The 24,871-nt window shown below is 70.5% G+C and carries 19 protein-coding genes and 1 tRNA gene; 5 read left to right on the plus strand and 15 right to left on the minus strand.

Annotated features, from left to right (window positions below; translation table 11 throughout):
• Positions 1-5: 5 nt before the first annotated feature.
• The 3 genes from ACFY0P_RS15700 to ACFY0P_RS15710 all read right to left on the minus strand — a co-directional run bounded on the left by ACFY0P_RS15700 (position 6) and on the right by ACFY0P_RS15710 (position 2,825).
• Positions 6-833 carry an SDR family NAD(P)-dependent oxidoreductase gene (locus ACFY0P_RS15700; RefSeq protein WP_388912200.1) on the minus strand — a complete coding sequence of 276 codons (828 nt, stop codon included), beginning with the start codon at positions 831-833 and terminating at the stop codon, positions 6-8.
• On the minus strand, positions 830-1,645 hold the full coding sequence (locus tag ACFY0P_RS15705) for an alpha/beta hydrolase (RefSeq protein ID WP_388912203.1): 816 nt from the start codon (positions 1,643-1,645) through the stop codon (positions 830-832). The genes ACFY0P_RS15700 and ACFY0P_RS15705 overlap by 4 nt, the downstream gene beginning before the upstream one ends.
• 94 nt (positions 1,646-1,739) lie before the next feature.
• On the minus strand, positions 1,740-2,825 hold the full coding sequence (locus ACFY0P_RS15710; RefSeq protein WP_388912206.1) for an MBL fold metallo-hydrolase: 1,086 nt from the start codon (positions 2,823-2,825) through the stop codon (positions 1,740-1,742).
• Between the two features lie 614 nt (positions 2,826-3,439).
• Between ACFY0P_RS15710 and ACFY0P_RS15715 the strand changes: the two genes are divergently transcribed.
• A complete protein-coding gene (locus tag ACFY0P_RS15715; protein ID WP_388912208.1) occupies positions 3,440-6,448 on the plus strand; it encodes a protease pro-enzyme activation domain-containing protein in 3,009 nt (1,002 codons plus the stop codon).
• A 376-nt stretch (positions 6,449-6,824) separates the two neighbouring features.
• On the opposite strand, the gene ACFY0P_RS15720 is transcribed toward ACFY0P_RS15715, so the two are convergent.
• The 4 genes from ACFY0P_RS15720 to ACFY0P_RS15735 form a co-directional block, all read right to left on the minus strand.
• Positions 6,825-6,900: transfer RNA gene (locus ACFY0P_RS15720), tRNA-His, on the minus strand.
• 125 nt (positions 6,901-7,025) lie between these two features.
• The gene (orn, locus tag ACFY0P_RS15725; protein ID WP_365790539.1) at positions 7,026-7,628 is read right to left on the minus strand and encodes an oligoribonuclease; all 603 of its coding nucleotides are present in this window, start codon (positions 7,626-7,628) and stop codon (positions 7,026-7,028) included.
• Between the two features lie 881 nt (positions 7,629-8,509).
• Positions 8,510-9,682, minus strand: a complete 1,173-nt coding sequence (locus ACFY0P_RS15730; protein ID WP_388912211.1) for a helix-turn-helix domain-containing protein — start codon at positions 9,680-9,682, stop codon at positions 8,510-8,512.
• A gap of 377 nt (positions 9,683-10,059) precedes the next feature.
• Positions 10,060-10,437, minus strand: a complete 378-nt coding sequence (locus ACFY0P_RS15735; protein WP_388912213.1) for a hypothetical protein — start codon at positions 10,435-10,437, stop codon at positions 10,060-10,062.
• A gap of 362 nt (positions 10,438-10,799) precedes the next feature.
• Here ACFY0P_RS15735 and ACFY0P_RS15740 point away from each other — a divergent pair, with 362 nt between their 5' ends.
• Together ACFY0P_RS15740 and ACFY0P_RS15745 are read left to right on the plus strand one after the other, a co-directional pair.
• Positions 10,800-11,327 (plus strand): universal stress protein, encoded by a 528-nt coding sequence (locus tag ACFY0P_RS15740; RefSeq protein WP_089105170.1) that lies wholly within the window; start codon positions 10,800-10,802, stop codon positions 11,325-11,327.
• A gap of 154 nt (positions 11,328-11,481) precedes the next feature.
• The gene (locus tag ACFY0P_RS15745; protein ID WP_388912215.1) at positions 11,482-12,048 is read left to right on the plus strand and encodes a GPR1/FUN34/YaaH family transporter; all 567 of its coding nucleotides are present in this window, start codon (positions 11,482-11,484) and stop codon (positions 12,046-12,048) included.
• Between the two features lie 226 nt (positions 12,049-12,274).
• On the opposite strand, the gene glmS is transcribed toward ACFY0P_RS15745, so the two are convergent.
• On the minus strand, positions 12,275-14,092 hold the full coding sequence (glmS, locus tag ACFY0P_RS15750) for a glutamine--fructose-6-phosphate transaminase (isomerizing) (RefSeq protein ID WP_388912217.1): 1,818 nt from the start codon (positions 14,090-14,092) through the stop codon (positions 12,275-12,277).
• A gap of 30 nt (positions 14,093-14,122) precedes the next feature.
• Positions 14,123-14,380, minus strand: a complete 258-nt coding sequence (locus ACFY0P_RS15755; protein ID WP_388912219.1) for a hypothetical protein — start codon at positions 14,378-14,380, stop codon at positions 14,123-14,125.
• A 165-nt stretch (positions 14,381-14,545) separates the two neighbouring features.
• Between ACFY0P_RS15755 and ACFY0P_RS15760 the strand changes: the two genes are divergently transcribed.
• Complete coding sequence (locus ACFY0P_RS15760; RefSeq protein ID WP_388912222.1) at positions 14,546-16,111, plus strand: purple acid phosphatase family protein; 1,566 nt, start codon at positions 14,546-14,548, stop codon at positions 16,109-16,111.
• A gap of 69 nt (positions 16,112-16,180) precedes the next feature.
• On the opposite strand, the gene ACFY0P_RS15765 is transcribed toward ACFY0P_RS15760, so the two are convergent.
• Positions 16,181-17,050, minus strand: coding sequence for a DUF4429 domain-containing protein (locus ACFY0P_RS15765; protein WP_388912224.1), 870 nt, complete (start codon positions 17,048-17,050; stop codon positions 16,181-16,183).
• 121 nt (positions 17,051-17,171) lie between these two features.
• Here ACFY0P_RS15765 and ACFY0P_RS15770 point away from each other — a divergent pair, with 121 nt between their 5' ends.
• Positions 17,172-18,758 carry a beta-N-acetylhexosaminidase gene (locus ACFY0P_RS15770; protein WP_388912226.1) on the plus strand — a complete coding sequence of 529 codons (1,587 nt, stop codon included), beginning with the start codon at positions 17,172-17,174 and terminating at the stop codon, positions 18,756-18,758.
• Positions 18,759-18,807: 49 nt separating this feature from the next.
• Here the strand turns inward: ACFY0P_RS15770 and ACFY0P_RS15775 are convergent, their stop codons facing one another.
• The 5 genes from ACFY0P_RS15775 to ACFY0P_RS15795 form a co-directional block, all read right to left on the minus strand.
• Entirely contained in the window at positions 18,808-20,577 is a 1,770-nt protein-coding gene (locus tag ACFY0P_RS15775) for an IucA/IucC family protein (RefSeq protein WP_388912229.1), read from the minus strand.
• Positions 20,574-21,119 (minus strand): GNAT family N-acetyltransferase, encoded by a 546-nt coding sequence (locus ACFY0P_RS15780; RefSeq protein WP_388912231.1) that lies wholly within the window; start codon positions 21,117-21,119, stop codon positions 20,574-20,576. Before ACFY0P_RS15780 ends, ACFY0P_RS15775 begins: the two co-directional genes overlap by 4 nt.
• Entirely contained in the window at positions 21,116-22,393 is a 1,278-nt protein-coding gene (locus ACFY0P_RS15785) for a lysine N(6)-hydroxylase/L-ornithine N(5)-oxygenase family protein (RefSeq protein ID WP_388912234.1), read from the minus strand. Before ACFY0P_RS15785 ends, ACFY0P_RS15780 begins: the two co-directional genes overlap by 4 nt.
• Positions 22,377-23,819, minus strand: a complete 1,443-nt coding sequence (gene desA / locus ACFY0P_RS15790) for a lysine decarboxylase DesA (protein ID WP_388912237.1) — start codon at positions 23,817-23,819, stop codon at positions 22,377-22,379. The genes ACFY0P_RS15785 and desA overlap by 17 nt, the downstream gene beginning before the upstream one ends.
• A 162-nt stretch (positions 23,820-23,981) precedes the next feature.
• On the minus strand, positions 23,982-24,854 hold the full coding sequence (locus ACFY0P_RS15795; RefSeq protein WP_388912240.1) for a siderophore-interacting protein: 873 nt from the start codon (positions 24,852-24,854) through the stop codon (positions 23,982-23,984).
• Positions 24,855-24,871: the final 17 nt, after the last annotated feature.

A 24,871-nucleotide genomic window follows, 5' to 3' on the forward strand; every position in this document is an offset into this window, starting at 1 on the left:
GCGGGTCAGAGGGATTCGACGAGGCCGCCGTCGATGACGAAGTCGGCGCCGGTGATGTTCGCCGCCCGGGGACCGGCGAGGTAGACGACGAGGTCGGCGACCTCCGACGGCCGGGTGAAGCGGCCGGTCACCGACTGGCCGGCCGCGCCGCGGGCCACCTCCCGGGGGTCGACGCCCCGGGACCGGGCGACCGTGTCGGCGACGCCGCCGGCGCCCTGCCACAGTGCCGTCTCCACCGGTCCGGGACCGACGGTGTTCACCCGCACACCGCGTGGTCCCACCTCCTTGGACAGGGCCTTGCAGAAGTTGGTCAGCGCCGCCTTCGCCGCCCCGTAGTCGATGACCAGCGGGTCCGGCAGCCGGGCGTTGACCGAGGAGACGGTGACGATCCGTCCCGCGCCGGTGGCGAGCAGGTGCGGCAGGGCGGCCCGGGTGGCGCGGACGGCGGCCATGAAGTTGACCGTGAACGTCCACTCCCAGTCCTCGTCCGCCACGCTCAGGAAGCCGTCCACCCGCGGCCGTACCGCCCCGACGTTGTTCACCAGGACGTCGACACCGCCATGGCTCGCCACCGCCTCGGCGACCAGCGCGGCCGGACCGTCGGGCGTCGCGAGGTCGACCTCCACGACGGTGAGCTCGGCCCCTCGCTTCACGTGCTCGTCGAGGGCCTCGGTGCGTTCCCTGGAGCCCGCGACGACGCGGGAGCCGGCCGCGAGGAAGGCCTCGACGACGGCCAGCCCGATACCGCGCCCGGCGCCGGTGACCACGACGGTCCGCCCGACCAGGCCGGCGTCGGCACCGGCCGTTCCGGCGTCCTCGGGGCGGGAGTTCATCGCCCGGCCCCCAGGCTCTGCTGCCGCAGCCAGGTGAGAACGGTGTCCGCGACCTCGCGCCAGCCGCCGTCGATCGTCAGGGAGTGCCCGCGGTCGGGGAAGTTGATGATGTCGGTGACGGCCTCGGAGTGCCGGTACTGCTTGAGGGTGGCCCGGGTGACGACCTCGGGCACCGTGTGGTCCTTGCCGCCGGATATGAGCAGCAGCGGGCCGCGTCCGCTGTTGTCCGTGTCGACCTTCGCCGGCGAGTGGGGGTTGAAGTTGGCGGAGGCGGCCTCGTACAGCGGCTTGCCCGGCGCGGGGATGGTCCAGCGCTCGTACAGGGCCGCCGATTCCTCCTCGGCGACGGCGTTGCCGAAGGCGAACCGGAACTGCTCCGCGCTCAGGGACACCGACCGGCGCCTGTTGGCCGGGTTCCTGAAGACCGGGAGCGTCGCCTTCAGCGCGGACAGCGGCAGGGGCAGGACGCCCTTGATCTGTGCGGCGTCGATCGCGACCGCCGCGGCGGCGCGGTCCTGGCCGAGCAGCTTCTGCGCGATCATCCCGCCGAAGGAGTGGCCGATCAGGATGGGCCGTACGGGCAGGGCCTCGATCAGGGCCGCGTAGTGCGCGACGACGTCGTCGATGCCGTGGTCGGCGATGCTCTCGGGGTTCTGGCGGGCCTCCTCGACGGTGTCGGGGTCGCCGGGCCACCCGGGCGCGGACGGGTCGTAGCCCTCGTCGCGGAACAGGTCGATCCACGGCTGCCAGGAGGTGCTGTGCAGCCAGAGTCCGTGGATGAAGACCACGGGAAGAGGGAGGGGGACGGTCATGGCTGGGCCTCTCTTGTGTGGGTGTACTGACCCGGCGTGTGCACACGAGACCAGGACCCCCGGCGCCTTCGCACCGGGGATCCACCCCAGTGGTTCAGGGGTGGACGCCGAACGGCCCGAGGACACCGGCGTCGATCCGCAGGGACTCGAGGAGCGTCCACGCGTTGTCCCGTGTGAAGACGTCGGCGGCGGCGAGGACTCCGGTGTACTTCGCGGTCACCGGAGCGGCGGCGGCGTCCGCGACCGCGTCGAGGAAGGTCTTGAAGATCGCCCACGAGTTTCCCTGCGCGCCGTACTTGGCGAAGAACGGGGCCGGGTCGACGGAGGCGATCGCGGACCGGGTGCTGGCCTCCAGATCGTCCATGTACCGGATCTGCAGGGCGCCGTCCGCGCGGACTCCGAGCCGCCCGAGATGGCCGCCGACGAACGTCTGCCACGGGTACTCCATCGCGATGCTCTGGGCCTTGATCCAGTCGGGGATGTCCTGGGAGACCGCGAGGTTCTTGAACGGCACCCAGCCCGGGTACAGGACGTCGACCAGCATCAGGGTGTCGTACTCGGGCGCGTGGACGAAGATGTTGTCGGGGGAGTGGTTGGGGCCGTGGTATGCCAGGCGCAGGGTCTCCCCGCCGACCTTGAGCTGGTACCTGTCGTGGAACGTGACCGTCGGCAGCGGCCGGTTGGGGTCCGCCGCGCGGGCCAGCAGACCGGCCGTCGCGGCGTGCGAGATCCGGACGACGTCGGTTCCGAACAGGCCGGCGGCGCCGATGTGGTCGGCGTGCGAGTGCGAGTAGACGAGGTGTGTGACCTTGCCCGGCCGGCCGTTGGCCCGGGTGACGTCGTCGATGGCGCGGAGCAGGTTGTGCCCGATGGTCGGCGGGGCGTCGACGAGGACGACGCCCCGCCGGGTCGTCAGGAACATGGCCTGGTAGTAGGAGTCCGTGACCCAGTAGAGGTTTCCGGCGATCCGGCCCACGTAGTAGCCGTCCTCGTTCACCTGCGGCCCGGCCGCGGCGGCCGGGATCGGCGCGAAGTCGGGCAGGCCGCCCTCGTCGGCGTGGGCGGGCTCGGCCAGCGCACCGACGCCGACGAGGGTGGCGGCGGCCGGGACGGCGAGCGCGCCGGCGGCGCCCTTGAGGAATCCGCGGCGGCCGGTCGGAAGCAGGGGTTCGGAAGGCATAGGAAGGTGGTCGCCTTTCGGCTCGGGGACAAGGAAGTGCGCTGGGGGCAGGGAGTTCAGCCGGAGCAGGGGCGCAGGCGTCGAGTGGGCCGGTGACCGTCGCCGGCCCGATGGTGGCCGACCACGTCAGGACAGCACCGCAGGAGCAGCGTTCGCACTGGGGCTCCACCCCAGCAGCTCCCTCCGGCGGCGGGACCGAAGTCCGCAACTCGCAGCGGAAGCGGACCGGGTGCGGTCGGCGTCGGTGCGCGGTCTCTGCCGCGGCCGGCGACCACGGCTCCAGAAGCCCTCGTGCTGCCGAGCCGGCGGGTGTGCCGCTCACGTCATGGGGTCGGCACGCACTGCTGCTCGCGGTGGTCCGCGGCCGCGCGGTCAACGCATCGACGAGGTGGCGCACGGCTCGGTTCACCGCGGCGGCGTAAAGATCCGTTCATGGTTCTCGCGCGAACAGAGACAGTAACTGTCGTGACCTGATAAAAAATGCGCACACTTCGGTTAAGAGGGATAGCTCCTGCACACCACGTGACGTGGATGCGCCTGTCGGCCCGAGTGACGCTTCGACCGCCGTCACAGCCATGAATGTGGCGGCGCGTCAGTTTTTAGGAGATTTCTGCATGGCCAAGAAGGTCCACGCCGGGCCGGGACGTCCCGGACGCGCGGCAGCCAAGACCGGCAGACGGGCCAGGGCGATCACCGCGGCTTCCACCGCTGCCATCGCCCTCATAGCCGTCACCGCGACCGCCAGTGGCGCGGTCGCCCAGGGGGGAGTGGCCGGATCGGCCGCCCCCAAGCGAATAGGGGCGGCCCCGCGTGTCCCGACCGGTGCGACGGTGACCGGCGCGACCGCGTCGGGAACCACGCTGCACCTCAGCGTCAACCTCGCCCCACGTGACCCGCAGGCGCTGGCGGACTTCGTCACCGCGGTGTCCACACCGGGGAACGCCCAATACCACCACTACCTGGCCAAGGGGCAGTTCGCCTCGGTCTTCGGTCCCACGCAGGCCACCATCGCGGGAGTCTCACAGGCGTTGAAGGCGGCCGGTCTCTCTCCCGGCAAGGTCAGCCCGGACGGCCTGTCCATCCCGGTCACCGCCACCGCCGCGCAGGCGTCCCACGCCTTCGGCACCGGCTTTCGCGACGTCCGGCTCAAGGACGGCACCACCGACTACCTCAACACCTCGGCACCCTCGCTGCCCGCGGACGTGGCGTCCTCGGTGACCGGGATCGTCGGCCTGAGCAGCATCAACACCGTCAGCAGTCACCACTCCCCGGTGCGTCGTGCGAGCAGGCACAGCACCGCCACCGTCTCCGGGCGCAGTTCGCGCACCGTGACCCCGCACACGTACACCCCGGCACTCTGCGCCGACTTCACCGGCTCGGGCCTGACCGACGGCATCGACTACTACAGCCCCGGCAAGCTGGCCGGCGCCTACGGGATGGCCAGCTCCGCCACCGCCGGTGCCGGGCAGACCGTGGCCGTGTTCGAGCTGGAGAACGTCGACGCCGGCAGCATCGCCGCGTACCAGTCCTGCGTCGGTACCAGCACCTCGGTGTCCCACGTGTACGTCGACACGACGGCAGGGGCCGGCGCGCCGGCCACCGACGGATCGGTCGGCGTGGAGTCCGCGCTCGACATCGAGGACCTGATAGGCCTGGTGCCCGGCGCCGCGATCATCGACTACCAGGGGCCGGACGCCGCGTCCGCGACCGACCAGAACGTGATCGACGTCTACCAGCGGATGGTCACCGACGACCAGGCGCAGGTCATCTCCACCAGCTGGGGTGAATGCGAGGCGGTCGAGAGCAGCGCCACCGCGAATGCCGAGAACACCGTCTTCGCGGAGGCCGCCGCGCAGGGCCAGAGCGTCGTCGCCGCCTCGGGCGACGACGGCTCCAGCGACTGCTACCGCGCCACCGGCTCCACGGCCAAGGCCGTCGACGACCCCGCGAGCCAGCCCTACGTCACCGGTGTCGGCGGCACCACGATGACCACCTCGGGCAGCACCACGACCCAGACGACGTGGGGCAACGCCTCCGGCGGTACCGGTGGCGGCGTCTCCTCGCGCTGGGCTCCCGTCGTCTACCAGGGCGGTGTCGCCACCACCAGCAAGCGTGCCGTTCCGGACGTCTCCGCTCTGGCGGACCCGGCCGACGGGTATCCGATCTACTACCAGGACGACAGCCAGTCCTCCAGCCCCGTCCCCGGTCTCGTCGGCGGCACCAGCGGCGCGGCCCCGACCTGGGCCGCCGCGATCGTCCAGGCCAACGCCGGCACGGCCTGCCAGACCAACGGCCAGGTCGGCTTCCTCAACAACGCCCTCTACAAGGCCGCACGGAGCAGCTACCCGACCAGCTTCTGGGACGTCACCAGCGGCGACAACTCCGTATACGCCACCGGCTACACGGCGGCCGCCGGCTACGACGAGGTGACCGGCCTGGGCTCGCCCAAGGAGGCCGGCCTGACCACCGCACTGTGCGCGGCCAAGGGCACCGCCGCCACGGGCGCCGCCACCTTCCACCCGCTCAGCAGCCCCAAGCGCCTGCTGGACACCCGCAACGGCACCGGCTGGGGCCTCAGTTCCATCCCGACCACGAAGCCCCTGGTCGCGGGCGGCACCGCGCCGGTCAAGATCGAGGGCGCCGGAGGGATCCCCAGCAGCGGCGTGACCGCTGTCGTGCTCAACCTCACGGTCACCGGCACCACCGGCGCGGGTTCGTTGATCGCCTGGGCCGACGGCACCAGCAAGCCGGCGACCAGCAACCTCCACTGGACCGGCGCGAGCCAGACCATCGCCGCCTCGGCGACCGTCAAGGTGGCGGGCGACGGCGTGGTGGACCTCTACACGAGCAGCACCACCCACCTGATCGCCGATGTCCAGGGCTACTACACCAGCGGCACCACCGGCTCGAAGTACACGGCGCTGACCCCGGCCCGCCTGCTGGACACCCGCTCCAAGGTCGGCATCCCCACCACCAGCAAGATCTCCAACAAGGTGATCAGCCTCAAGGTCCGCGGCCATGGGGGCGTGCCGACCGGTGCCGGCTCCGTGGTGCTCAACCTGACGGCCACCCAGACCGTCGGCGGGGGCTACCTGGAGGCCTACCCCGAAGGCGCCACCCGCCCGACCGCGTCCAACGTCAACTGGTCGGCCACCGGGACCACCATCCCCAACCTGGTGGTGGTGCCGATCGGCAGCGACGGCAACGTCAGCATCTACGTCCACGGCACCAGCCACGTGATCGCCGACGTCTCCGGCTACTTCTCCACCAGCGGCTCGGCCTTCCACACGGTCACCCCGCTGCGCCTGCTGGACACCCGTCAGACGACGGCGCTGGGCGCCGGAAAGACGCTGGCCCTGCAGATCTCGGGGCGCGACGCCATCCCGTCCACCGGCGTCAAGGCGGTCGTGCTGACCGTCACCGTCACCGGCACCACCGGCGGCGGCTACCTCACCGCCTGGGCCGACGGCGGCAGTCGTCCGACGGCCTCCAACCTGAACTGGGCGTCGGGGAAGACGATCGCCAACCAGGTCATGGTGCCCGTCGGCTCCGACGGCAAGGTGGACTTCTACACGAACAGCACCACCAACGTGATCGCGGACGTGGCCGGCTACATCGGCTGACGCCCACCGACGACCCGACAGCGATGCCCCGCCGACCATTCCGGACGGCGGGGCATCGCTGTCGGTCGTCATCCTCGTCGCCCGGTCGCCTGTCCGATCAGTTCGGGGTCCACTCCTCGCCGATGTGCCTGCCACGGATCCGGCGCAGTCCTCGAGCCCGCGCTTACGCGTTCGGGCGCCGGCGAGTCATGGCGGCACTTCTCAACTGTCCACGGACCGGCACGGATGCGAACGACTGCCGACTGGTGTCGGTGTCGGTGTCGGTGTCGGTGTCGGTGTCGCGAGAATCCCACAGCGTGCGACGGGACGTATTCGCCGGTGGGTGAACGCCGGACGGGCCCGTGATCTGCGTTCCGCAGATCACGGGCCCGTCCCATGGGGTGAGTGACGGGACTCGAACCCGCGACATCCTGGACCACAACCAGGTGCTCTACCAGCTGAGCTACACCCACCACGACCGGCGGTCATTCTGTGGTTTCTCCGACCGGCCGAGAAAAAGTGTACAGGGTCCGAAGGGGTGCTCGCGCACGGCTTTCCCGGTGCCCCTCCGGAGACCTCCAGGACCCTCCGCCGAGGGCTACTCCGCAGGCAGGACGTGCTTGGCCGCGATCGTCCGCGCGGTGTCCGAGTCCGGGCCGGGCTGCGGTACGAAGATGGCCTCGCGGTAGTAGCGCAGTTCGGCGATCGACTCGCGGATGTCGGCGAGGGCGCGGTGGTTGCCGTTCTTCTCCGGGCTGTTGAAGTAGGCCCGCGGGTACCAGCGCCGGGCCAGCTCCTTGACGCTGGAGACGTCGACGATCCGGTAGTGCAGCCAGCGCTCCAGGGCCGCCATGTCCCGGGCGAGGAAGCCGCGGTCGGTGCCGACGGAGTTTCCGCACAGCGGGGCCTTGCCGGGTTCCTTCACGTGTTCCCGGACGTAGGCCAGGACCTGCTCCTCGGCCTCGGCGAGCGTCGTGCCGCCGGCCAGCTCGTCGAGCAGGCCGGACGTGGTGTGCATCTGCCGCACCACCTCCGGCATCGTCTCCAGTGCCTTGGCCGGCGGACGGATGACGATGTCCACGCCCTCGCCGAGCACGTTCAGCTCGGAGTCGGTGACCAGTGCGGCCACCTCGATGAGCGCGTCGTCGGACAGCGAGAGGCCGGTCATCTCGCAGTCGATCCACACCATGCGATCGTTCATGCGACCACCCTAAAGCTGAGGTCGGCGTTTGTGGGCCCCCGGGTGCAACGCCGACCGCCTCCGGGGACTGCCGCCCCGCACCCCCGCATCATCGGCCTACGGCCTCGCCCTCAAGCGCCGGACGGGCAGGAGGGTGGCTGAGCGCGGTTGTCATCAGGTGCCGGCCGGGCTGGGTGGGTGGGTGGGTGGCTGAGGGTGGTCGTCCTTGGTCGCCGGGCGGGCTGGGTGGGGGGTGAGCGTGGTCTTCCTCAGACGTCGGCCCGCCGGGTGGGTGGCCGAGGGGGGCGTCCTTGGTCGCCGGGCGGGCTGGGGTGGCTGAGCGTGGTCGTCCTCGGGCGTCGGACAGGCGAGCTTCGGCGCCTCGCGGGCCCGGTGGCCGGGAGAAGGGTGGTGGGGGGCCGTCGTTTTCGGCCCTGCCCTCTGTCCTGTCGAGTCGGGTGGTGGGTGGAGGGCGTGGCTGGGTGCCGTTGTCCTCGGCCTCGTCGGTTCGGGCCGTCGAGTCGAGTGGCCGGTGGCCGGGGTGCGACCGGGAGTCGTCTTCGGCGTCGCGGGGTGTCCCAGCGTGTCGGTCGCGGGTGTGGCTGGGTGCCCTCGTCTTGTGCCTCAGCACTTGGCCTACCGAGTCGGGTGGTGGGTGGAGGGCGTGGCTGGGTGCCGTTGTCCTCGGCCTCGTCGGTTCGGGCCGTCGAGTCGAGTGGCTGGTGGCCGGGGTGTGACCGGGAGTCGTCTTCGGCCTCGCGGGGTGTCCCAGCGTGTCGGTCGCGGGTGTGGCTGGGTGCCCTCGTCTTGTGCCTCAGCACTTGGCCTACCGAGTCGGGTGGTGGGTGGGCGAGGGGGTTGTCCCCCGCCCACCCGAGGCGTCGGGTGGGCGGGGGGAAGGGTCAGCTGCCGGTGCGGGGGCCCGGCAGGCTGGCCGAGAGGCCTACCGTGGCTGTCCTGCGGGTCTGCATCGGCAGTACGCCTTCGGGGTACGGGACCGCGAGCGGGCCCGTCGGCGGCAGCGGTGCCGGTTCGGGCGCGTCGGCCCGCTCGGCCTGCGGCCGCCTCGCCCGGTACGCCGCCCGGTACGCCGCCGGGGACGAACCCAGCTGGCGGCGGAAGTGGCCGCGCAGAGCGACGGGGGAGCGGAAGCCGCAGCGGCCCGCCACCTCGTCCACCGAGTAGTCCGACGTCTCCAGGAGGCGCTGCGCCTGGAGGACCCGCTGTGTGATCAGCCACTGGAGCGGGGCCGACCCCGTCAGCGACCGGAAGCGGCGGTCGAAGGTGCGCCGCGACATGTACGCGCGCGCCGCCAGCGTCTCCACGTCGAACTGCTCGTGGAGGTGTTCCAGCGCCCAGGCGACGACCTCGGCGAGCGGGTCGGCGCCGATCTCCTCTGGTAAAGATCGATCGAGGTAGCGCTCCTGACCGCCCGAGCGGCGCGGCGGGACCACCAGGCGGCGGGCGAGTGCACCGGCCGCCTCGTTGCCGTGGTCCGTCCGCACGATGTGGAGACAGAGGTCGATTCCGGCCGCCGTACCGGCGGACGTGAGGACGTCGCCGTCGTCCACGAAGAGTTCTCGTGGGTCGACGTGCACCGACGGATAGCGCTTGGCCAGCGTCGGCGCGTACATCCAGTGGGTGGTGGCCGGGCGGCCGTCCAGCAGGCCTGCGGCGGCCAGCACGAACGCACCCGTGCACAGCCCGACGATGCGGGCCCCCTCCTCATGGGCGCGGCGCAGCGCGTCCAGCGCCTCTTCCGGTGGCGGCGCGGTGATCGAGCGCCAGGCCGGTACGACGACCGTGCCGGCGCGTGAGATCGCTTCCAGGCCATGCGGCGCGGTGAGTTCCAGGCCCCCTGTGGTCCGCAGCGGGCCCTCCTCGCCACCGCACACCAGCAGTCGGTAGCGCGGTACGCCGGCGTCCTGGCGGTCTATCCCGAACACCGACAGCGGTATGGAACTCTCGAAAATGGGGCCGCCGCTGAACAGCAGCACCGCGACGATCTCCTTGCGCCGTCGCCCGGACAGTTTCCGGGCCGCGGCTTCCGGCGCGGCAGTGGAGTCGTGGCTCATCCTGCTAAGCCCCCCTTGGTGGTCGCGGCTCCTCGGTTGTGTCGCTCCTGCACGTTTCCCCTCGGTCCTGCACGAGTCCCCCGCCGTAAGACGTCAAGATCGAATCTACTGGTTTCCGCGGTCTCGCGGTGACCAGTTCGACACGCCGTCGATTGTCGACATGACAACTTGGCGTGAAGCATTCGATCACGAAGGGTTGCACTCACAGGCCGTGCAGGGAAGTGCGCCTCGTCGCAGTGGCCAAACCGCGTAGGGTGCGGAGGGTCTTGCGGACCCTGTCCGTGCAGGTGGAACGGGGGTTGGGGGGTGGTTGGTGCCCCTCTTGCGCGGGTCCGCCAAGTTGGCTGAAAAGAAGCGTTGGCGTGCGCGGAAACCGGTCAGTCGACCGGTGTACTGCTCCGGGTGTGACGTCCGCCTCCCCGGGCCGCCCTCCCGCGCTCGGCGCCGAGCCTCGCGCCGAGCTCCGAGCGGCGCAACAGGAAGCGGCAGGCGGCGGTGACGGCGGCGAGGCCGAGTGCGGTGCCGGCGGCGCCGGCCGGCGAGGTGCCGTACCAGAGGAGCACGACGGGGACGAGCGCGCAGGAGAACGCGGCCCAGCGGACCACGTCGCCGGCGGTGTCCGGAGCGCGGTGCGGGTCGGGGGCGCGGCGCTGCCCGGGGGCGCGCCGCGGGCTGGGGGAGCGCCGCGGGCCGGGGGAGCGGTGCGGGCCGGGGCTGCGGTGCGGGCCGGGGGTGGTGGGGCGCGGTCCGGACATGGTCGTACTCCCTCGTCGTACTCGTCGTGCTCCCCCGCGCTCCCTCGTGACGCGCTCGTACAGGGATCAACGCGCGTTCGAGCCGTCGGTCACCGTGCGTGGGGGCTCCGGTGCTGTCCGAATCCTGTGCAAACCGCCTGTACGGGGCAGCAACCATTGCGTTACGGGCGCGGCTCGTGCATGCTCCCTGGAACCCCTAACCGACTCCGGGGAAGGTCCCCTACGGAGAGTGCGCGGGATCTGGGCTGAGGAGGCGTGCCGCCGTACCCTTGGGGGTATGGGGTTGGGAAGATGTTTCCCGGACACAAGCTCGCCGCACACTGTCGTCCCTCCCACACAAGGATCACAACGCCGAGACAGCCATGGCCGGTCACGAATTCTTCGATCCAGCGGACCGCAAGCGGCCGGTCGCCGACCCCACGGCGGCCGATGCGCTGGCGGCGGAAGAGTCACGCCCTTCCTGCGATCCCGCCTTCAAGCACGGAGTGGTCGTCGGCTTCGACGGCTCCACCTCCAGTGAGCGCGCCCTCGCCTATGCGATCGGGATGGCGCACCGCTCCCGTGCAGGGCTGATCATCGTCCACGTCGCCAACCGACTGCCGACCACCGTGTGGGCCGGCTGCGAGCCACCCGTCTTCGTCGACGTTCCGGACCACCGCACCGAGGTGCTCGGTCTCGAACTCGCCTGCGCCGAGTACCTGGCCGAGGTGCCCTGGATCCTCGTCGAGCGCGGCGGTGACATCTGCCACGAACTCGAAGAGGTGGGGCGGGAGTACGAGGCCGACGCGATCGTCGTGGGGTCGACCCACGGGATCGTCGGGCGGATCTTCGGCTCCGTCGCCGGGCGACTCGCCAAGCGGGCCAAGCGCCCTGTCGTTGTCATTCCGTAACTCCACGTTCTCCCAGGTGAGATGCGCCGTGGGAACGGTCCGGCTCTCTTCGTGCAGTGCCTGAAATTCCTGGCGCGCAGAGGTGTTTGTGCCCTTGTGAAGGGCATATATCGGTCACCGCGCACAACTGCACAGAGCATGAAGGGAGCCCGCCGTGGACAACGACGTCTCTGCGGGAAGCGGAACCACCACCGTGGCCGGTCGACTCGCCCTGGGAATCACCCTGTTGGCGTTCGGACTCGGCACCACCGGTGTCATCGACAACGTCACCACCTCCGACGCCGTGTCAATCGCCCACTACGTGGGCGGAGTCGCCCTCTTCCTCGTCGGCCTGCTGGCCTTCCGTGACCGCGACGCCGCGAACGGCACGGGCTATGTGGCCCTCGGCGCCCTCTGGTTCACCTGGGCCGTCTCGTCCGGCGGCCACGCCTCGGCCAACGGGGCCGGGCTCTTCCTGCTCCTCTTCGCCCTCGTGGCCCTGTCGTTGACCCTCGCGGGCGGCGAGCAGCTCGGACAGGCCATGCACGGGCTGCTGTTCCTGGCGATGCTGGTGCTCGCCGTCGCGCAGTTCGCCGACAGCTCGTCACTGACCAAGGTCGGCGGCTGGGTTGCGGTGGCGGCGGGGGCGGTGGCCTGGTACGCCGCGACGGCCGCGCTCGCGCACTGGCCGACGGTGCTGCCGGGGCGGGCTGCCGGCCGGGGGGTGACGGCCCACGGCTGATAGGGCAGCCGACGCCGGGGAGTTGGGCGTCCCCGGCGATCCAATGAGCGGACCCCTTCGTTGCCAGTGGCACACGAGGGGGTCCGTTCGGTCGTCCGGCCCGTGCGGGTGCGTGGGGGTTGCTCGCGCAGTTCCCCGCGCCCCTAAAGGGGCGCTCGCCCCTGGTCTTTTAGGGGCGCGGGGAACTGCGCGACCAGCCCCCACCGGGCCGCAGACTCAAACGGCGCTACTCCACCGTCACCGACTTGGCCAGGTTCCGAGGCTTGTCGATGTCCCGGCCCAGCGCCTTCGCCGTGTGGTAGGCGAGGAGCTGGAGCGGGATCCCCATCAGGATCGGGTCGAGTTCGTCCTCGTTCTTGGGGACGACGATCGTGCGGTCCGCCTTCTCCTGGTGCTGGTGGGCCACCGCCAGGATCTTGCCGCTGCGGGCCTTGATCTCCTCCAGGGCCGCGCGGTTCTTCTCCAGGAGGTCGTCGTCGGGGACGATCGCCACCGTCGGGAGGGCCGGCTCGATGAGGGCGAGAGGGCCGTGCTTCAGCTCGGACGCCGGGTACGCCTCCGCGTGGATGTACGAGACCTCCTTGAGCTTCAGGGAGGCCTCGCGGGCCACCGGGTAGCCCCGGACGCGGCCGATGAAGAGCATCGAGCGGGCCTCGGCGTACTCCGCGGCCAGCTTCTCGATCTCCGCCTCCTGGGCGAGGATCTCCGAGATCTGGGCCGGCAGCCTGCGCAGGCCGTCGATGATGCGCTTGCCGTCGCGGACCGAGAGGTCGCGGATGCGGCCGAGGTGCAGCGCCAGCAACGCGAACGCGACCGTTGTGTTCGTGAAGCACTTGGTGGACACCACGCAGACCTCCGGGCCCGCGTGCACGTACGTCCCGCCGTCCGCCTCCCGCGCGATCGCCGAGCCCACCACGTTCACCACGCCCAGCACCCGCGCGCCCTTGCGCTTCAGCTCCTGGACGGCGGCGAGCACGTCGTAGGTCTCACCGGACTGCGAGACCGCGATGTACAGGGTGTCGGGGTCGACCACCGGGTTGCGGTAGCGAAACTCGGAGGCCGGCTCGGCGTCCGCGGGGATGCGGGCCAGCTCCTCGATCATCTGGGCGCCGATCATGCCCGCGTGGTACGACGTGCCGCAGCCGAGGATCTTCACCCGGCGCACGGCACGCGCGTCGCGGGCGTCCAGGTTGAGGCCGCCCAGGTGCACGGTGGAGAAGCGGTCGTCGATCCGGCCGCGCAGCACGCGGTCGACCGCGTCGGGCTGCTCGAAGATCTCCTTGTGCATGTAGGTGTCGTGGCCGCCCATGTCGTACGACTCGGCCTCCCACTCCACCGTGGTCGGCTCGGCCGTCGTCCGGGTGCCCTCGGTGGTGTAGGTGCGGAAGTCGTCGGCCTTGAGGGTGGCCATCTCGCCGTCGTCCAGGGTCACTATCTGGCGGGTGTGGGTGACCAGGGCCGCGATGTCGGAGGCGACGAACATCTCCTTGTCGCCGATGCCGAGGACGACCGGGGAGCCGTTGCGGGCGACGACGATCCGCTCGGGGAAGTCGGCGTGCATGACCGCGATGCCGTAGGTGCCCTCGATCACGCGCAGCGCCTGGCGGACCTTCTCCTCCAGGGTCTCCGCCTGGGAGCGGGCGATCAGGTGGGTGAGGACCTCGGTGTCGGTCTCCGAGAGGAACACCACACCGTCCGCCTCCAGCTTGCGGCGCAGCTCGGCGGCGTTGTCGATGATGCCGTTGTGGACGACGGCGACCTTCTGGTCCGCCGACATGTGCGGGTGGGCGTTCACGTCGGAGGGGGCGCCGTGGGTGGCCCAGCGGGTGTGGGCGATGCCGGTGGTGCCCTTGAAGCGCCCCGGGACCCTGGCCTCCAGGTCGCGGACCCGGCCCTTGGCCTTCACCATCTTCAGACCGGCCGTCTTCGGCGTGGACACGACGATGCCCGCCGAGTCGTAACCGCGGTATTCCAGCCGCTGGAGACCTTCGAGGAGAAGGGGGGCGACGTCGCGCTTACCGATGTATCCGACAATTCCGCACATATATAGGTGTTCCGTATCCCTAAGCCGTAGTCATCCGTAGACCATGCGACGCAGTTGCCGGAGGGTGAGCTCCGGCGGGGCGACCGCCCTGTACTTCAGATCCGCCGCGATCCGGTCGAAGATCTCCGCGTTTACCAGGCCTTCCGCCTGGAGCTCGCGGTGCCGGCGACGGACGTAGTCCGCGGTCGTCTCGTCGAAGTAGGCGAGCACGTCCTGGATCACCCGCAGCGCCTCGCCCCGGCTCAGGGGCGAGGACCGCATCAGATGATCAACGAGTTCGTCGTGCACCCGGTAGATCCTCGGATACCGGAGCCGGTTTCGCAAGAATCCTGCCCGATTCCGGGCAACGGACTGTTGAATCTCTTATGGGGTGCTGTTCGCAGCCTGTCCATCCGGTGTCTTGCGCCACGTTGCTTGTGGAGACGATTTTCAGACGCCATGGACATTCCTCGTATGGGCGTACCCGATGAGCTCGCCGACCGCATGAGCATGGCCGAGCAGCACGAGTACCTCCGCGCCAAGTTCTCCCGGCGCTCCATGATCAGAGGCGGCGCCGTCACGCTCGGCGCCGTCACGGGCGGCTCGTTCGTCCTGGGCGGCACCGCTCAGGCCGCCGTCCCCACCCAGTCCTCCGCTCCCGCCACCCAGTACGTCGACGGTGCCTACGTCGCCCCGTTCGGCCGCCACCTGGCCTTCGGCGACGACGCCGCCACGGAGATGACGATCTCCTGGCAGGTTCCGGTCGCGGTCAAGAAGCCGTTCGTCCGCATCGGCACCCACGCCTCGCACCTCTCGGTCAAGATCGACGCCGAGATCCGCACCCTCTACACCCCGGCCGGCATCGGCGCCAGCGGCGACCACACCCAGTACTACGTGCACGCCAAGGTGGCCAACCTCAAGCCCGGCAGGACGTACTTCTACGGCGTCGGCCACGACGGCTTCGACCCGGCCTCGCCGAAGTTCGCCGGCACCATAGGCACCTTCACCACCGCGCCCCGCACCAAGCAGCCGTTCACCTTCACGGCCTTCGGCGACCAGGGCGTCAGCTACCACGGCCTGGCCAACGACAGCCTGATCCTCGGCCAGAACCCCAGCTTCCACCTGCACGCCGGCGACATCGCCTACGCCGACCCGGCCGGCCAGGGCAAGGCCGCCGACACCGGCTTCGACTCCCGCATCTGGGACCAGTTCCTGGCGCAGACCGAGTCGGTCGCCAAGTCCGTGCCGTGGATGGTGTCGTACGGCAACCACGACATGGAGGCCTGGTACTCGCCGAACGGCTACGGCGGCGAGGAGGCCCGCTTCACCCTGCCCGACAACGGGCCGGACAAGAAGAACCTGCCGGGCGTCTACTCCTTCGTCCACGGCAACACGGCGATCATCTCGCTCGACCCGAACGACGTCTCCTTCGAGATCCCGGCGAACCTGGGCATCTCGGGCGGCACCCAGACCAAGTGGTTCGAGGCGCAGCTGAAGAAGTTCCGCGCCTCGAAGGACATCGACTTCATCGTCGTGTTCTTCCACCACTGCGCCTACTGCACCTCCACGGCGCACGCCTCGGAGGGGGGCGTGCGACAGGAGTGGGTGCCGCTGTTCGAGAAGTACACGGTGGACCTGGTCATCAACGGCCACAACCACCAGTACGAGCGCACCGACGTCATCAAGGGCAACACCGTCGTCAAGAAGCTCCCGATCGGCGAGACGGCCTACTCCGAGACCGAGGGTGTCGTCTACGTCACCGCGGGCGCGGCCGGCCGCAGCCTCTACGCGTTCACCGCCCCGGACTCCTACGAGGGCCACCTGAACGAGGTCGACTCCGTCGCCTCCTTCATCAACACCAAGGACGGCAAGGTCAACGAGACCGTCGCCTGGTCCCGGGTGCGCTACCTCAACTACTCCTTCCTGCGCGTCGACGTCGAGCCCGCCCCGCGCGGCCAGTACGCCAAGCTGAAGGTGTCGGGCATCGCCGAGACCGGCGACCGCATCGACCACTTCACCGTGGCGCGCAAGGCCAAGTAGGGCCCGGCGAGCGCAGGCAGTAAGGCCGTACGTCCGGAAGGCAGGGCGCAGGGCACCCGCAGGCGGTCCTCACAAGCGTTTGAGGACCGCCTGTTTGGCCGTCGCGAACTCCTCGTCCGTGAGCACCCCCTCGCGGTGCAGCTCGCCCAGCTCGCGGAGCCGCCGCAGCAACGCGTCGTGATCGGCCCCGGCCGTCTCGGGTGCCCCCGGTTCCCGGGACGCCTCGGGTGCGACGGCCGCCGACGGATGCGGCAGCCGTGCCTGCACCGCCGCCGCGACCAGCGCCATCAGCGGATCCCGCTTGAACCCCCACAGCTCCACCGCGTTCGGGTCGTACTTGGCCCGCTCCCTGGCCGGCGCGCCGGCCACCCGGAACCGCAGATGGCCGTTCTCCAGACCGGCGGACGGCTGCCACTCCACACCGAGGATGTCCGCCAGGGCGAGTGTGCGCGGCCCCGCGGCGGCCTTGACGTCCTCCGTCTTCCAGTTCCACTCCAGGCGCACCCGCTCCCCGTCGAACGACGCCGTGCCGTCCCCGGCGGACACCGACAGCGGCAGCGTCGGCCCCGGCAGCAGGTACTCGCTCACCGGCGCGCCCGGCACCCGTTCGAGGAGCAGCGCGTCGCGCACCTCGTCCGTGAAGTACTCGGCGACCCCGTACCGGTCCGACTCGACCGTCAGCTGATAGGGGTCGTGGGGTTCGGCGAGGCGCCCGCCGGTGGCGTGCAGCAGCGGATCGGCGCCGTCCCGCAGCCGCAGCCTCAGCCGCCCCTGCCTGCGGCCCTGTTCGAACGAGATCCCCGCCAACGCGCCCAGCGGGACGACCAGTTCACCCAGAGTCCGGCGCAGCACACCGACGCTCCTGTCCCGTCCGGGAGTCAGTCGCAGGGCGTCTCCGTCGAAGGCCCAGATGCCGTCCTTCTGGATGATTTCCGCCATGCGGGGATTGTTCCACCGGATGTGCGGGAGAGTGGTCTCGACCAATCCTGGTCGGTCTCGACCCCCGCTGAAGGGAGCGCATGTGCGATCGCACCACGGAACGACTCCCCGAACTCCCCGTATGGGCCGCGTCCTCGGGTCCCTGCTGCTCGTCGCGGCGGCCGGCGCCTTCACGGTCGGCGCCACCCCGGCGACGCCCCCGTCCGCGCCGACCCCGCTCGGCCGGGTCGTACCGGCGCCCGCCTCGGTCACGCCCGGCGGCACGCCGTACCGCATCACCCGCTCCACCGCCATCCGCGTCGACGGCTCCGAGGAGGCCCACCGGGTCGCGGAGTACCTCGCGGGCCTGCTGCGCCCGTCGACCGGCTACCGGCTGCCCGTGACCACCCACGGCACGGCGGGCATCCGGCTCGTCCTGTCCCACGGCCCCTTCGGCGCCGAGGGCTACCGACTCGACAGCGGCCCCGACGGCGTCACCATCACCGCCGCCGAGCCCGCCGGTCTCTTCCACGGCGTCCAGACCCTGCGCCAGTTGCTCCCGGCGGCCGTCGAGAAGGACACCGTGCAGCCCGGCCCGTGGCTGGTCGCGGGCGGCACCATCACCGACCGCCCCCGCTACGCCTACCGGGGCGCGATGCTCGACGTCTCCCGGCACTTCTTCACCGTGGCCCAGGTCGAGCGCTACATCGACCAGCTGGCCCTCTACAAGATCAACGAGTTGCATCTGCACCTCAGCGACGACCAGGGCTGGCGCATCGCGATCGACTCCTGGCCGCGCCTGGCGGCCTACGGCGGCTCGACCCAGGTCGGCGGCGGCAGGGGCGGTTTCTACACCAAGGCCGAGTACCGGGAGATCGTCCGGTACGCCGCCTCCCGCTACCTCGAAGTCGTCCCGGAGATCGACATGCCCGGCCACACCGACGCGGCCCTCGCCTCCTACGCCGACCTCAACTGCGACGGCACCGCGCCGCCGCTGTACACGGGCACGGAGGTCGGCTTCAGCTCGCTGTGCGTCGGCAAGCAGGTGACGTACGACTTCGCCGAGGACGTCATCCGCGAACTGGCCGCGCTCACCCCCGGCCGCTACCTCCACATCGGCGGCGACGAGGCGCACTCCACCAGCCATGAGGACTACGTCACGTTCATGGACCGGGTGCAGCCGATCGTCGCGAGGTACGGCAAGACGGTGATCGGCTGGCACCAGCTGACCGGCGCCCACCCGGCGCAGGGAGCCCTGGCGCAGTACTGGGGGTCGGACGACACGAGCGCCGCCGAGAAGGCCCAGGTCGTCAAGGCCGCCCGGAGCGGCACCGGGCTGATCCTCTCGCCCGCGGACCGGGTGTACCTCGACATGAAGTACACCGAGGACACCCCGCTGGGCCAGGACTGGGCCGGACTGGTCGAGGTGAAGCGGTCGTACGACTGGGACCCGGGCGACTACCTCGCCGGCGCCCCCGCTTCGTCGGTCAGGGGCGTCGAGGCACCGCTGTGGACCGAGACGATCGTCACGGACGCCGACATCGACTACATGGCCTTCCCGAGGCTGCCGGGAGTGGCGGAGCTGGGCTGGTCGCCGGCCGCCACCCACTCCTGGGACGCCTACCAGGTGCGGCTCGCCGCCCAGGCCCCGCGCTGGGACGCCCTCGGCATCCCCTACTACCGCTCCCCGCAGGTGCCCTGGCCCGCACACCGCAGTGACGTGAAATGACCGACGGGCTCCCCCGAGGACCGTACTCGGGGGAGCCCGTCCGCCCGGATCAGAACCCCGCGACGGGATTTTCCAGGGTTCCGACCAGCTGGAGGGCGCCCGACGGGTCCGCCAGGTCCACCATCTGCCTGTTGTCGCGCAGCTGGAGCCGGTTGAGGCAGGACAGCGCGAACTCGGGCGCGAACATGTCGTACTGCGCGAATCTGTCGGCGAGTTCGGGCGCCGACTCCTGGTACTCACGGGTGACCTCGGCGACCGTCCGCCAGAAGTCGTCCTCCGCCAGGACCCCTTCGGCCGCGAGGTTCGCGGAGAGGAAGCGGAAGAAGCAGTCGAAGACGTCCGTGAAGACGGAAAGGAGCTTCTTGTCCTCCGGGACCTCGACGCGCAGCCGCTCGACCGCCGGCGGCAGCACCGCGTCCGGGTCCATGACCGCGATCTCCTCGGCGATGTCCTTGTAGACCGCCCGTCGTACGACCCCGTCCGCCAGGACCAGGATGACGTTCTCGCCGTGCGGCATGAACACCAGGTCGTAGGCGTAGAAGCTGTGCAGGAGGGGCGTGAAGTAGGCCCGGAGGTAGGCGCGCAGCCACTCCTTCGCCGGCAGTCCGCTCCGCTCGATCAGCGCGGCCGCGAAGGAGGCGCCCTCGTGGTCCACGTGGAGCAGCGAGGCCATGGTGGCCAGGGACTCGCCCTCCCGGAGGGAGGCGACCGGGCTCTCCCGCCACAGCGCGGCCAGCATCTTCCGGTACGGCGAGTAGCGGTCGGTCGCCTTCTCGTACTCCAGGTGCCGGTAGCCGACGGCCGCCCGCTCGCGGATGATCGACAGGCCGGTGGACCGGAGCACCGGGTCGTTGTCGATGAGCTGGGCCAGCCAGTCGTTGATGGCCGGGGTGGCCTCCATGTAGGCGGCCGAGAGCCCGCGCATGAAGCCCATGTTGAGGACCGACAGAGCGGTCTTCACGTAGTGCTTCTCAGGATGCGAGGTGTTGAAGAAGGTCCGGATGGACTGCTGGGCCAGGTACTCGTCGTCGCCCTCGCCCAGGCAGACGAGGTACCCGCGGGCGACCTCGGCGGCGAAGGTGACGGTGAGCTTGTTCCACCACTGCCAGGGGTGGACCGGGATGAGGAGGTAGTCGGCGGGGTCCAGGCCCCGGTCGCGCAGCACGCCGTCGAAGCGCTCGACGGTCCGCGCGCCCAGCTCCTCGCGCACGAAGGACTCGTACTCGATGCCGACACCCGCCGTGAACGCGGCGCGTGACCTGTGGGCCGCCAGCCACACCAGACGGACCGGGCTCGCGGTCTCGGGGGCGTACGACAGGTACTCGTGGACGCCGAAGCCGAGCCGCCCGTTGTTGGCGACGAAGCAGGGGTGGCCCTCGGTCATGCCGGTCTCGATGGCCTGGAAACCGCTCCGGGCGAGCTCGGCGACCGGGACCTGGGGCTTGGTGAGCTTGTAGCAGGTGCCGGAGAGGGTGGAGGAGATCTCCTCCAGGTAGACCGGCAGGATCTCGTCGCTCAGGCCCAGTGACTCCTTCAGTTCGATGAAGAAGTCCAGTGCCGCCGGCGGAAGTTCGGAGCCGTCGCGGGTGCGGGTGATGGACTCGGGCGCCACCTCCCAGTGGTCGAGGGCACGGCGGACGGCGGTGAAGCGGTAGCGGGTGAGCCCGTCGTCGCTGCGGACGACGTAACCGGTCCCGTCCGCCTCAGGGGTGATCAGGCGCTCGTGGGCGAACTCGGCGAGCGCCTTGCGTATGAGCAGCCGGTTGGCCTTCTCCCAGCGCTCGGGGGAGAGGTGGGCCACGGCGTCGGCGAGGGTCATACGGCGGCCACCGCCCTCTCGAACCGCTCCCGGGTGCAGTAGCTCAGCAACGCCTTCTTCTCCGGCTTCTGGATCTCCCGTACGGGCACGAACCCGACGGCCTCGTTCAGAGCGTGCACGGCCTTGTTGCCGACATCCGGTTCCACGACGATCCGGCGGGTCGCCGGGTCCTCGAAGAGACGGGCCACCACGGCCGTGATGACGGCCTTCGTGAAGCCGTGCACGGGCCTGTCCGTGGCGGGGGTGAGGAAGTGCATCCCCACGTCGCCGGGCTCGGGCTCGTACAGCCCGGCCAGCTCGCGGTGGACGGGGTCGTAGTACTCCATGAGGAAGGCCGGCTCACCGTCCTCGCCGAGGCCGAGCAGCGCGTGGTGGTGCTCGTCGGCCGCGATCTCCATGTACGCCCGCTCGACGTCCTCCAGCCGGGCGTCCTGCATCATCCAGTAGGCCGCCTTGGGGTGGGTGACCCAGCGGTGCACCAGCTCGGCGTCCCGGAGGGGGTCGAGGACGCGGAAGGCGAAGGCCCTCGTCATCGTGGTCATACCGCGAACTCCTGGAAGGCGATCGTCTTCTCCACCGGGTAGTACTCGGAGCCGAGCAGCTCGCGGATGATGTACGCGTTCCGGTAGGGGCCCATGCCCAGGTCGGGGCTGGTGACGCTGTGGGTGTGGACGCCGGCGTTCTGCAGGAAGACACCCCGGCCGGTGACGTCGATCGCGTAGTTGCGGGCCACGTCGAAGTTGCCGTGCGCGTCGTAGCGCAGCCGGTCCCGGACGGGCCCGAGGAACTCGGGCTCGGCGTACCGGTAGCCGGTGGCCAGGACCAGGCCCTGGGTCTCGATCTCGTACTCCTTGCCCTGCTCCTCCTGGCGGAGCTTCAGTTTGTACGTGCCGTTGTCGTACGTCGCCGCGTTCAGGGACGAGTTGGTGAGCAGACGGGTGGGGACCGGGCCGCCGAGGTTCTTCTGGTAGAGTAGGTCGAAGATCTCGTTGATCAGGTCCCCGTCGATGCCCTTGAAGAGGCCTTTCTGCTCGGCGGTGAGCCGGTAGCGGGTCGCCTCGGGCAGCGCGTGGTAGTAGTCGATGTACTCGGGGCTGGTCATCTCCAGCGTGAGCTTGGTGTATTCGAGCGGGAAGAAGCGGGGGGAACGGGTCACCCAGTTCAGGCGGTAGCCGTGGACGTCGATCTCGCCGAGCAGGTCGTGGTAGATCTCGGCGGCGGACTGGCCGCTGCCGACCAGGGTGATCGACTCCTTGGACTGGAGTTCCTGCTTGTGCCGCAGGTAGCGCGAGTTGTGGATGAAGTCGCCGCCCAGCCCCTGGCAGGCCTCGGGGATGTGGGGCGGGGTGCCGGTGCCGAGGACCAGGTGCCGGGCGCGGTAGGTCTCCCCGGCGGCCGTCGCCACGACGTAGACGTCGTCCTCGTACCGGACCTCCGTCACCGTCGTGCTGAAGCGGACGTTGGTCAGCCGGTGCGCGGCCCAGCGGCAGTAGTCGTCGTACTCGACCCGCAGCGGGTAGAAGTTCTCACGGATGTAGAACGAGTACAGCCGGCCCTTCTCCTTCAGGTAGTTGAGGAAGGAGTACGGCGAGGTGGGGTCGGCGAGGGTGACCAGGTCCGACATGAACGGGGTCTGGAGGTGCGCGCCGTCCAGGAACATCCCGGCGTGCCACTCGAAGTCGGGCTTCGAGTCCAGGAAGACGCCGTCGAGTTCGGCGATCGGCTCGGTGAGGCAGGCGAGGCCGAGGTTGAACGGGCCGAGCCCGATCCCCACGAAGTCGTAGGTCTTGCTCGGGGCTTCAGGACGCGCGGTCAAGGGACTCTCCCAGGTACTGCTCGGCGTGGCCGGCGATCAGGTCGAGGACGGCGGCGATGTCGGCCGTCGTGGTCTCGGGGTTGAGCAGGGTGAACTTCAGGTAGTGGCGGCCGCCGACCTTGGTGCCCGCGACCACCGCGTCGCCGGAGGCGAACAGGGCCTTGCGGGCGTACAGGTTGGCGCGGTCGATCTCGGCCGGGTCGGTGACGGCCGCCGGGATGTAGCGGAAGACGAGGGTGGACAGGGACGGCTCGACGACGACGTCGTAGCGCGGGTCGGCCACCAGCAGCCTCCAGCCCTCCTCCGCCAGCTCGCAGACCTCGTCGAAGAGTTCGCCGATGCCGTCGGCGCCCATGGTGCGCAGGGTCATCCACAGCTTGAGGGCGTCGAAGCGGCGGGTGGTCTGGAGGGACTTGTCGACCTGGTTGGGGATGCGTTCGGTGACCATGCGGCGGGGGTTGAGGTAGTCCGCGTGGTATGTGACATGGCACAGGGTCGACCCGTCCCGGACCAGCACCGCGGACGAGCTCACGGGCTGGAAGAAGGACTTGTGGTAGTCCACGGTGACCGAGTCGGCGCGCTCGATGCCGGCGAGCCGGTCCCGGTGCTTCAGGGAGGCGAGCAGCCCGCAGCCGTAGGCGGCGTCGACGTGCATCCAGACGCCGTACTGCTCGCACAGCTCGGCGATCTCGGGGAGCGGGTCGATGGAACCGAAGTCGGTGGTGCCGGCGGTGGCGACGACCGCCATGGGCACCAGGCCGTCGTTCTTGCAGCGCTCCAGCTCGCGGGCGAGGGCGACGGTCTGCATCCGCTTGTCGGCGCCGACGGGCACGGAGACCACCGCGTCCTGGCCGAGACCGAGCAGTTTCGCCGACTTCCTCACGCTGAAGTGGCTGACCTCGGAGGCGAAGATCCGCAGGTCGGCGAGAGAGTCGGCCTTGGCCTCCTCCCGAGCCAGCAGCAGCGCCTGGAGGTTGGACTGGGTGCCGCCGGAGGTGAACACGCCGTCGGCGGCCGGGCCGAGGCCGATCCGCTCGGCCGTCCAGTCGATCAGTTTCCGCTCGATGAGGGTGCCGCCGGCCGACTGGTCCCAGGTGTCCAGGGAGGAGTTGACGGCGGAGAGCACCGCCTCGCCGAGCACCGCCGGGATGACCACGGGGCAGTTGAGGTGGGCGAGGTAGCGGGGGTGGTGGAAGTAGACGGCGTCCCGGAGATAGACGTCCTCCAGCTCGTCAAGGACCGCGGTGGTGTCGTGCAGCGGGCGGTCGAGGTCGATGCCGTCGATGCGGGGGGAGAGGGCGTCGACGGTGACACCCGTGAACGGACGGTCGGTGGTGGCGAGTTTGGCCGCCACCCGCTCTACTCCTTCGGTCACGGAGCGGCGGTACTGCTCCGCGGTGAGGTCATTGAGCAGGTGCGAGCGCATGAGGGGGTCCTCCGGGACGATCCGTGCGGGGGGGAAGGGAGTGATCGACGGCACTTAGGTTAGCCTAACCTAACCAACGCGGGTAGGACGCTGCCCACGTGACAGCCGTCACGTCGGCCGACAGTCGTCACGTCGGCACCGGACCTGCTCGTCCGCCTCGGACTACTCACCGGCCGCCCGGAGTTGTTCCTCCGTCAGGCCCTGCCGCCAGTAGCCGACGAAGGTGACCCGGCGCCGGTCGATCCCGCGCTCGCCGACGAGGTGCCGGCGCAGCTCCTTCACCCGCCCCGACTCCCCGGCGATCCAGGCGTACGGGTGTGCGTGGGCGGGGAGTTGTGCCGCACGGATCTCCGCCGCGGCCTCGCGGCCGCCCACCAGCCAGGTGATCTCCGCGTCCGCCAGGGTGGCCACGTCCTGGACGTCCTCGGCGCACGGCACCTCCAGCCAGGCGCGCACCCGGGTACCGGCGGGCAGGGATTCGAGGACGGCGGTCGCGGCCGGTACGGCGGTCTCGTCGCCCCAGACCAGTACCAGGTCGGTGTCCTCGGGCGGCCGGAAGCGGATCGCCCGGTTGTCGGGGACCGCGGGTCCGAGCAGGATCACCCGGTCACCGGCGGTGGCCCGCGACGCCCACCGGGAGGCGGGCCCCGCGGGGGTGGCGGCCCCCGGCTCGACCCCGTGCAGCACGAAGTCGATGTCGATCTCGTCCGGGTCCCGGCGCAGCGCCCGCAGGGTGTACGACCGCATCACGGCCCGTACGTCGTCCGGGAGTTCGCGCCAGCCCTGCCACCAGCCTCCCCCACTCTCGGCTTCGCTCGAGCGGGGGGACCCCCATCCGAGTTCGATCGGCACCGCGGGCTCGGTGCGCCCCTCGGCCGGGAGGAACAGGGAGAGCGACTGGTCGCGCCCGTGGGAGCGGAAGTGCGCCAGGTCGGCGCCGGCGAAGGTGACCCGGACCAGAGACGGACCGAGCCGCCTCGTCCGTACGACCTGGAGGGAGAAGAAACGGAACGGGGCGGCTACGGCCGTCGTCATATGAGCTCCTGGGAGTC

This window comes from Streptomyces sp. NPDC001714 (assembly GCF_042892755.1).
Classification (GTDB): domain Bacteria; phylum Actinomycetota; class Actinomycetes; order Streptomycetales; family Streptomycetaceae; genus Streptomyces.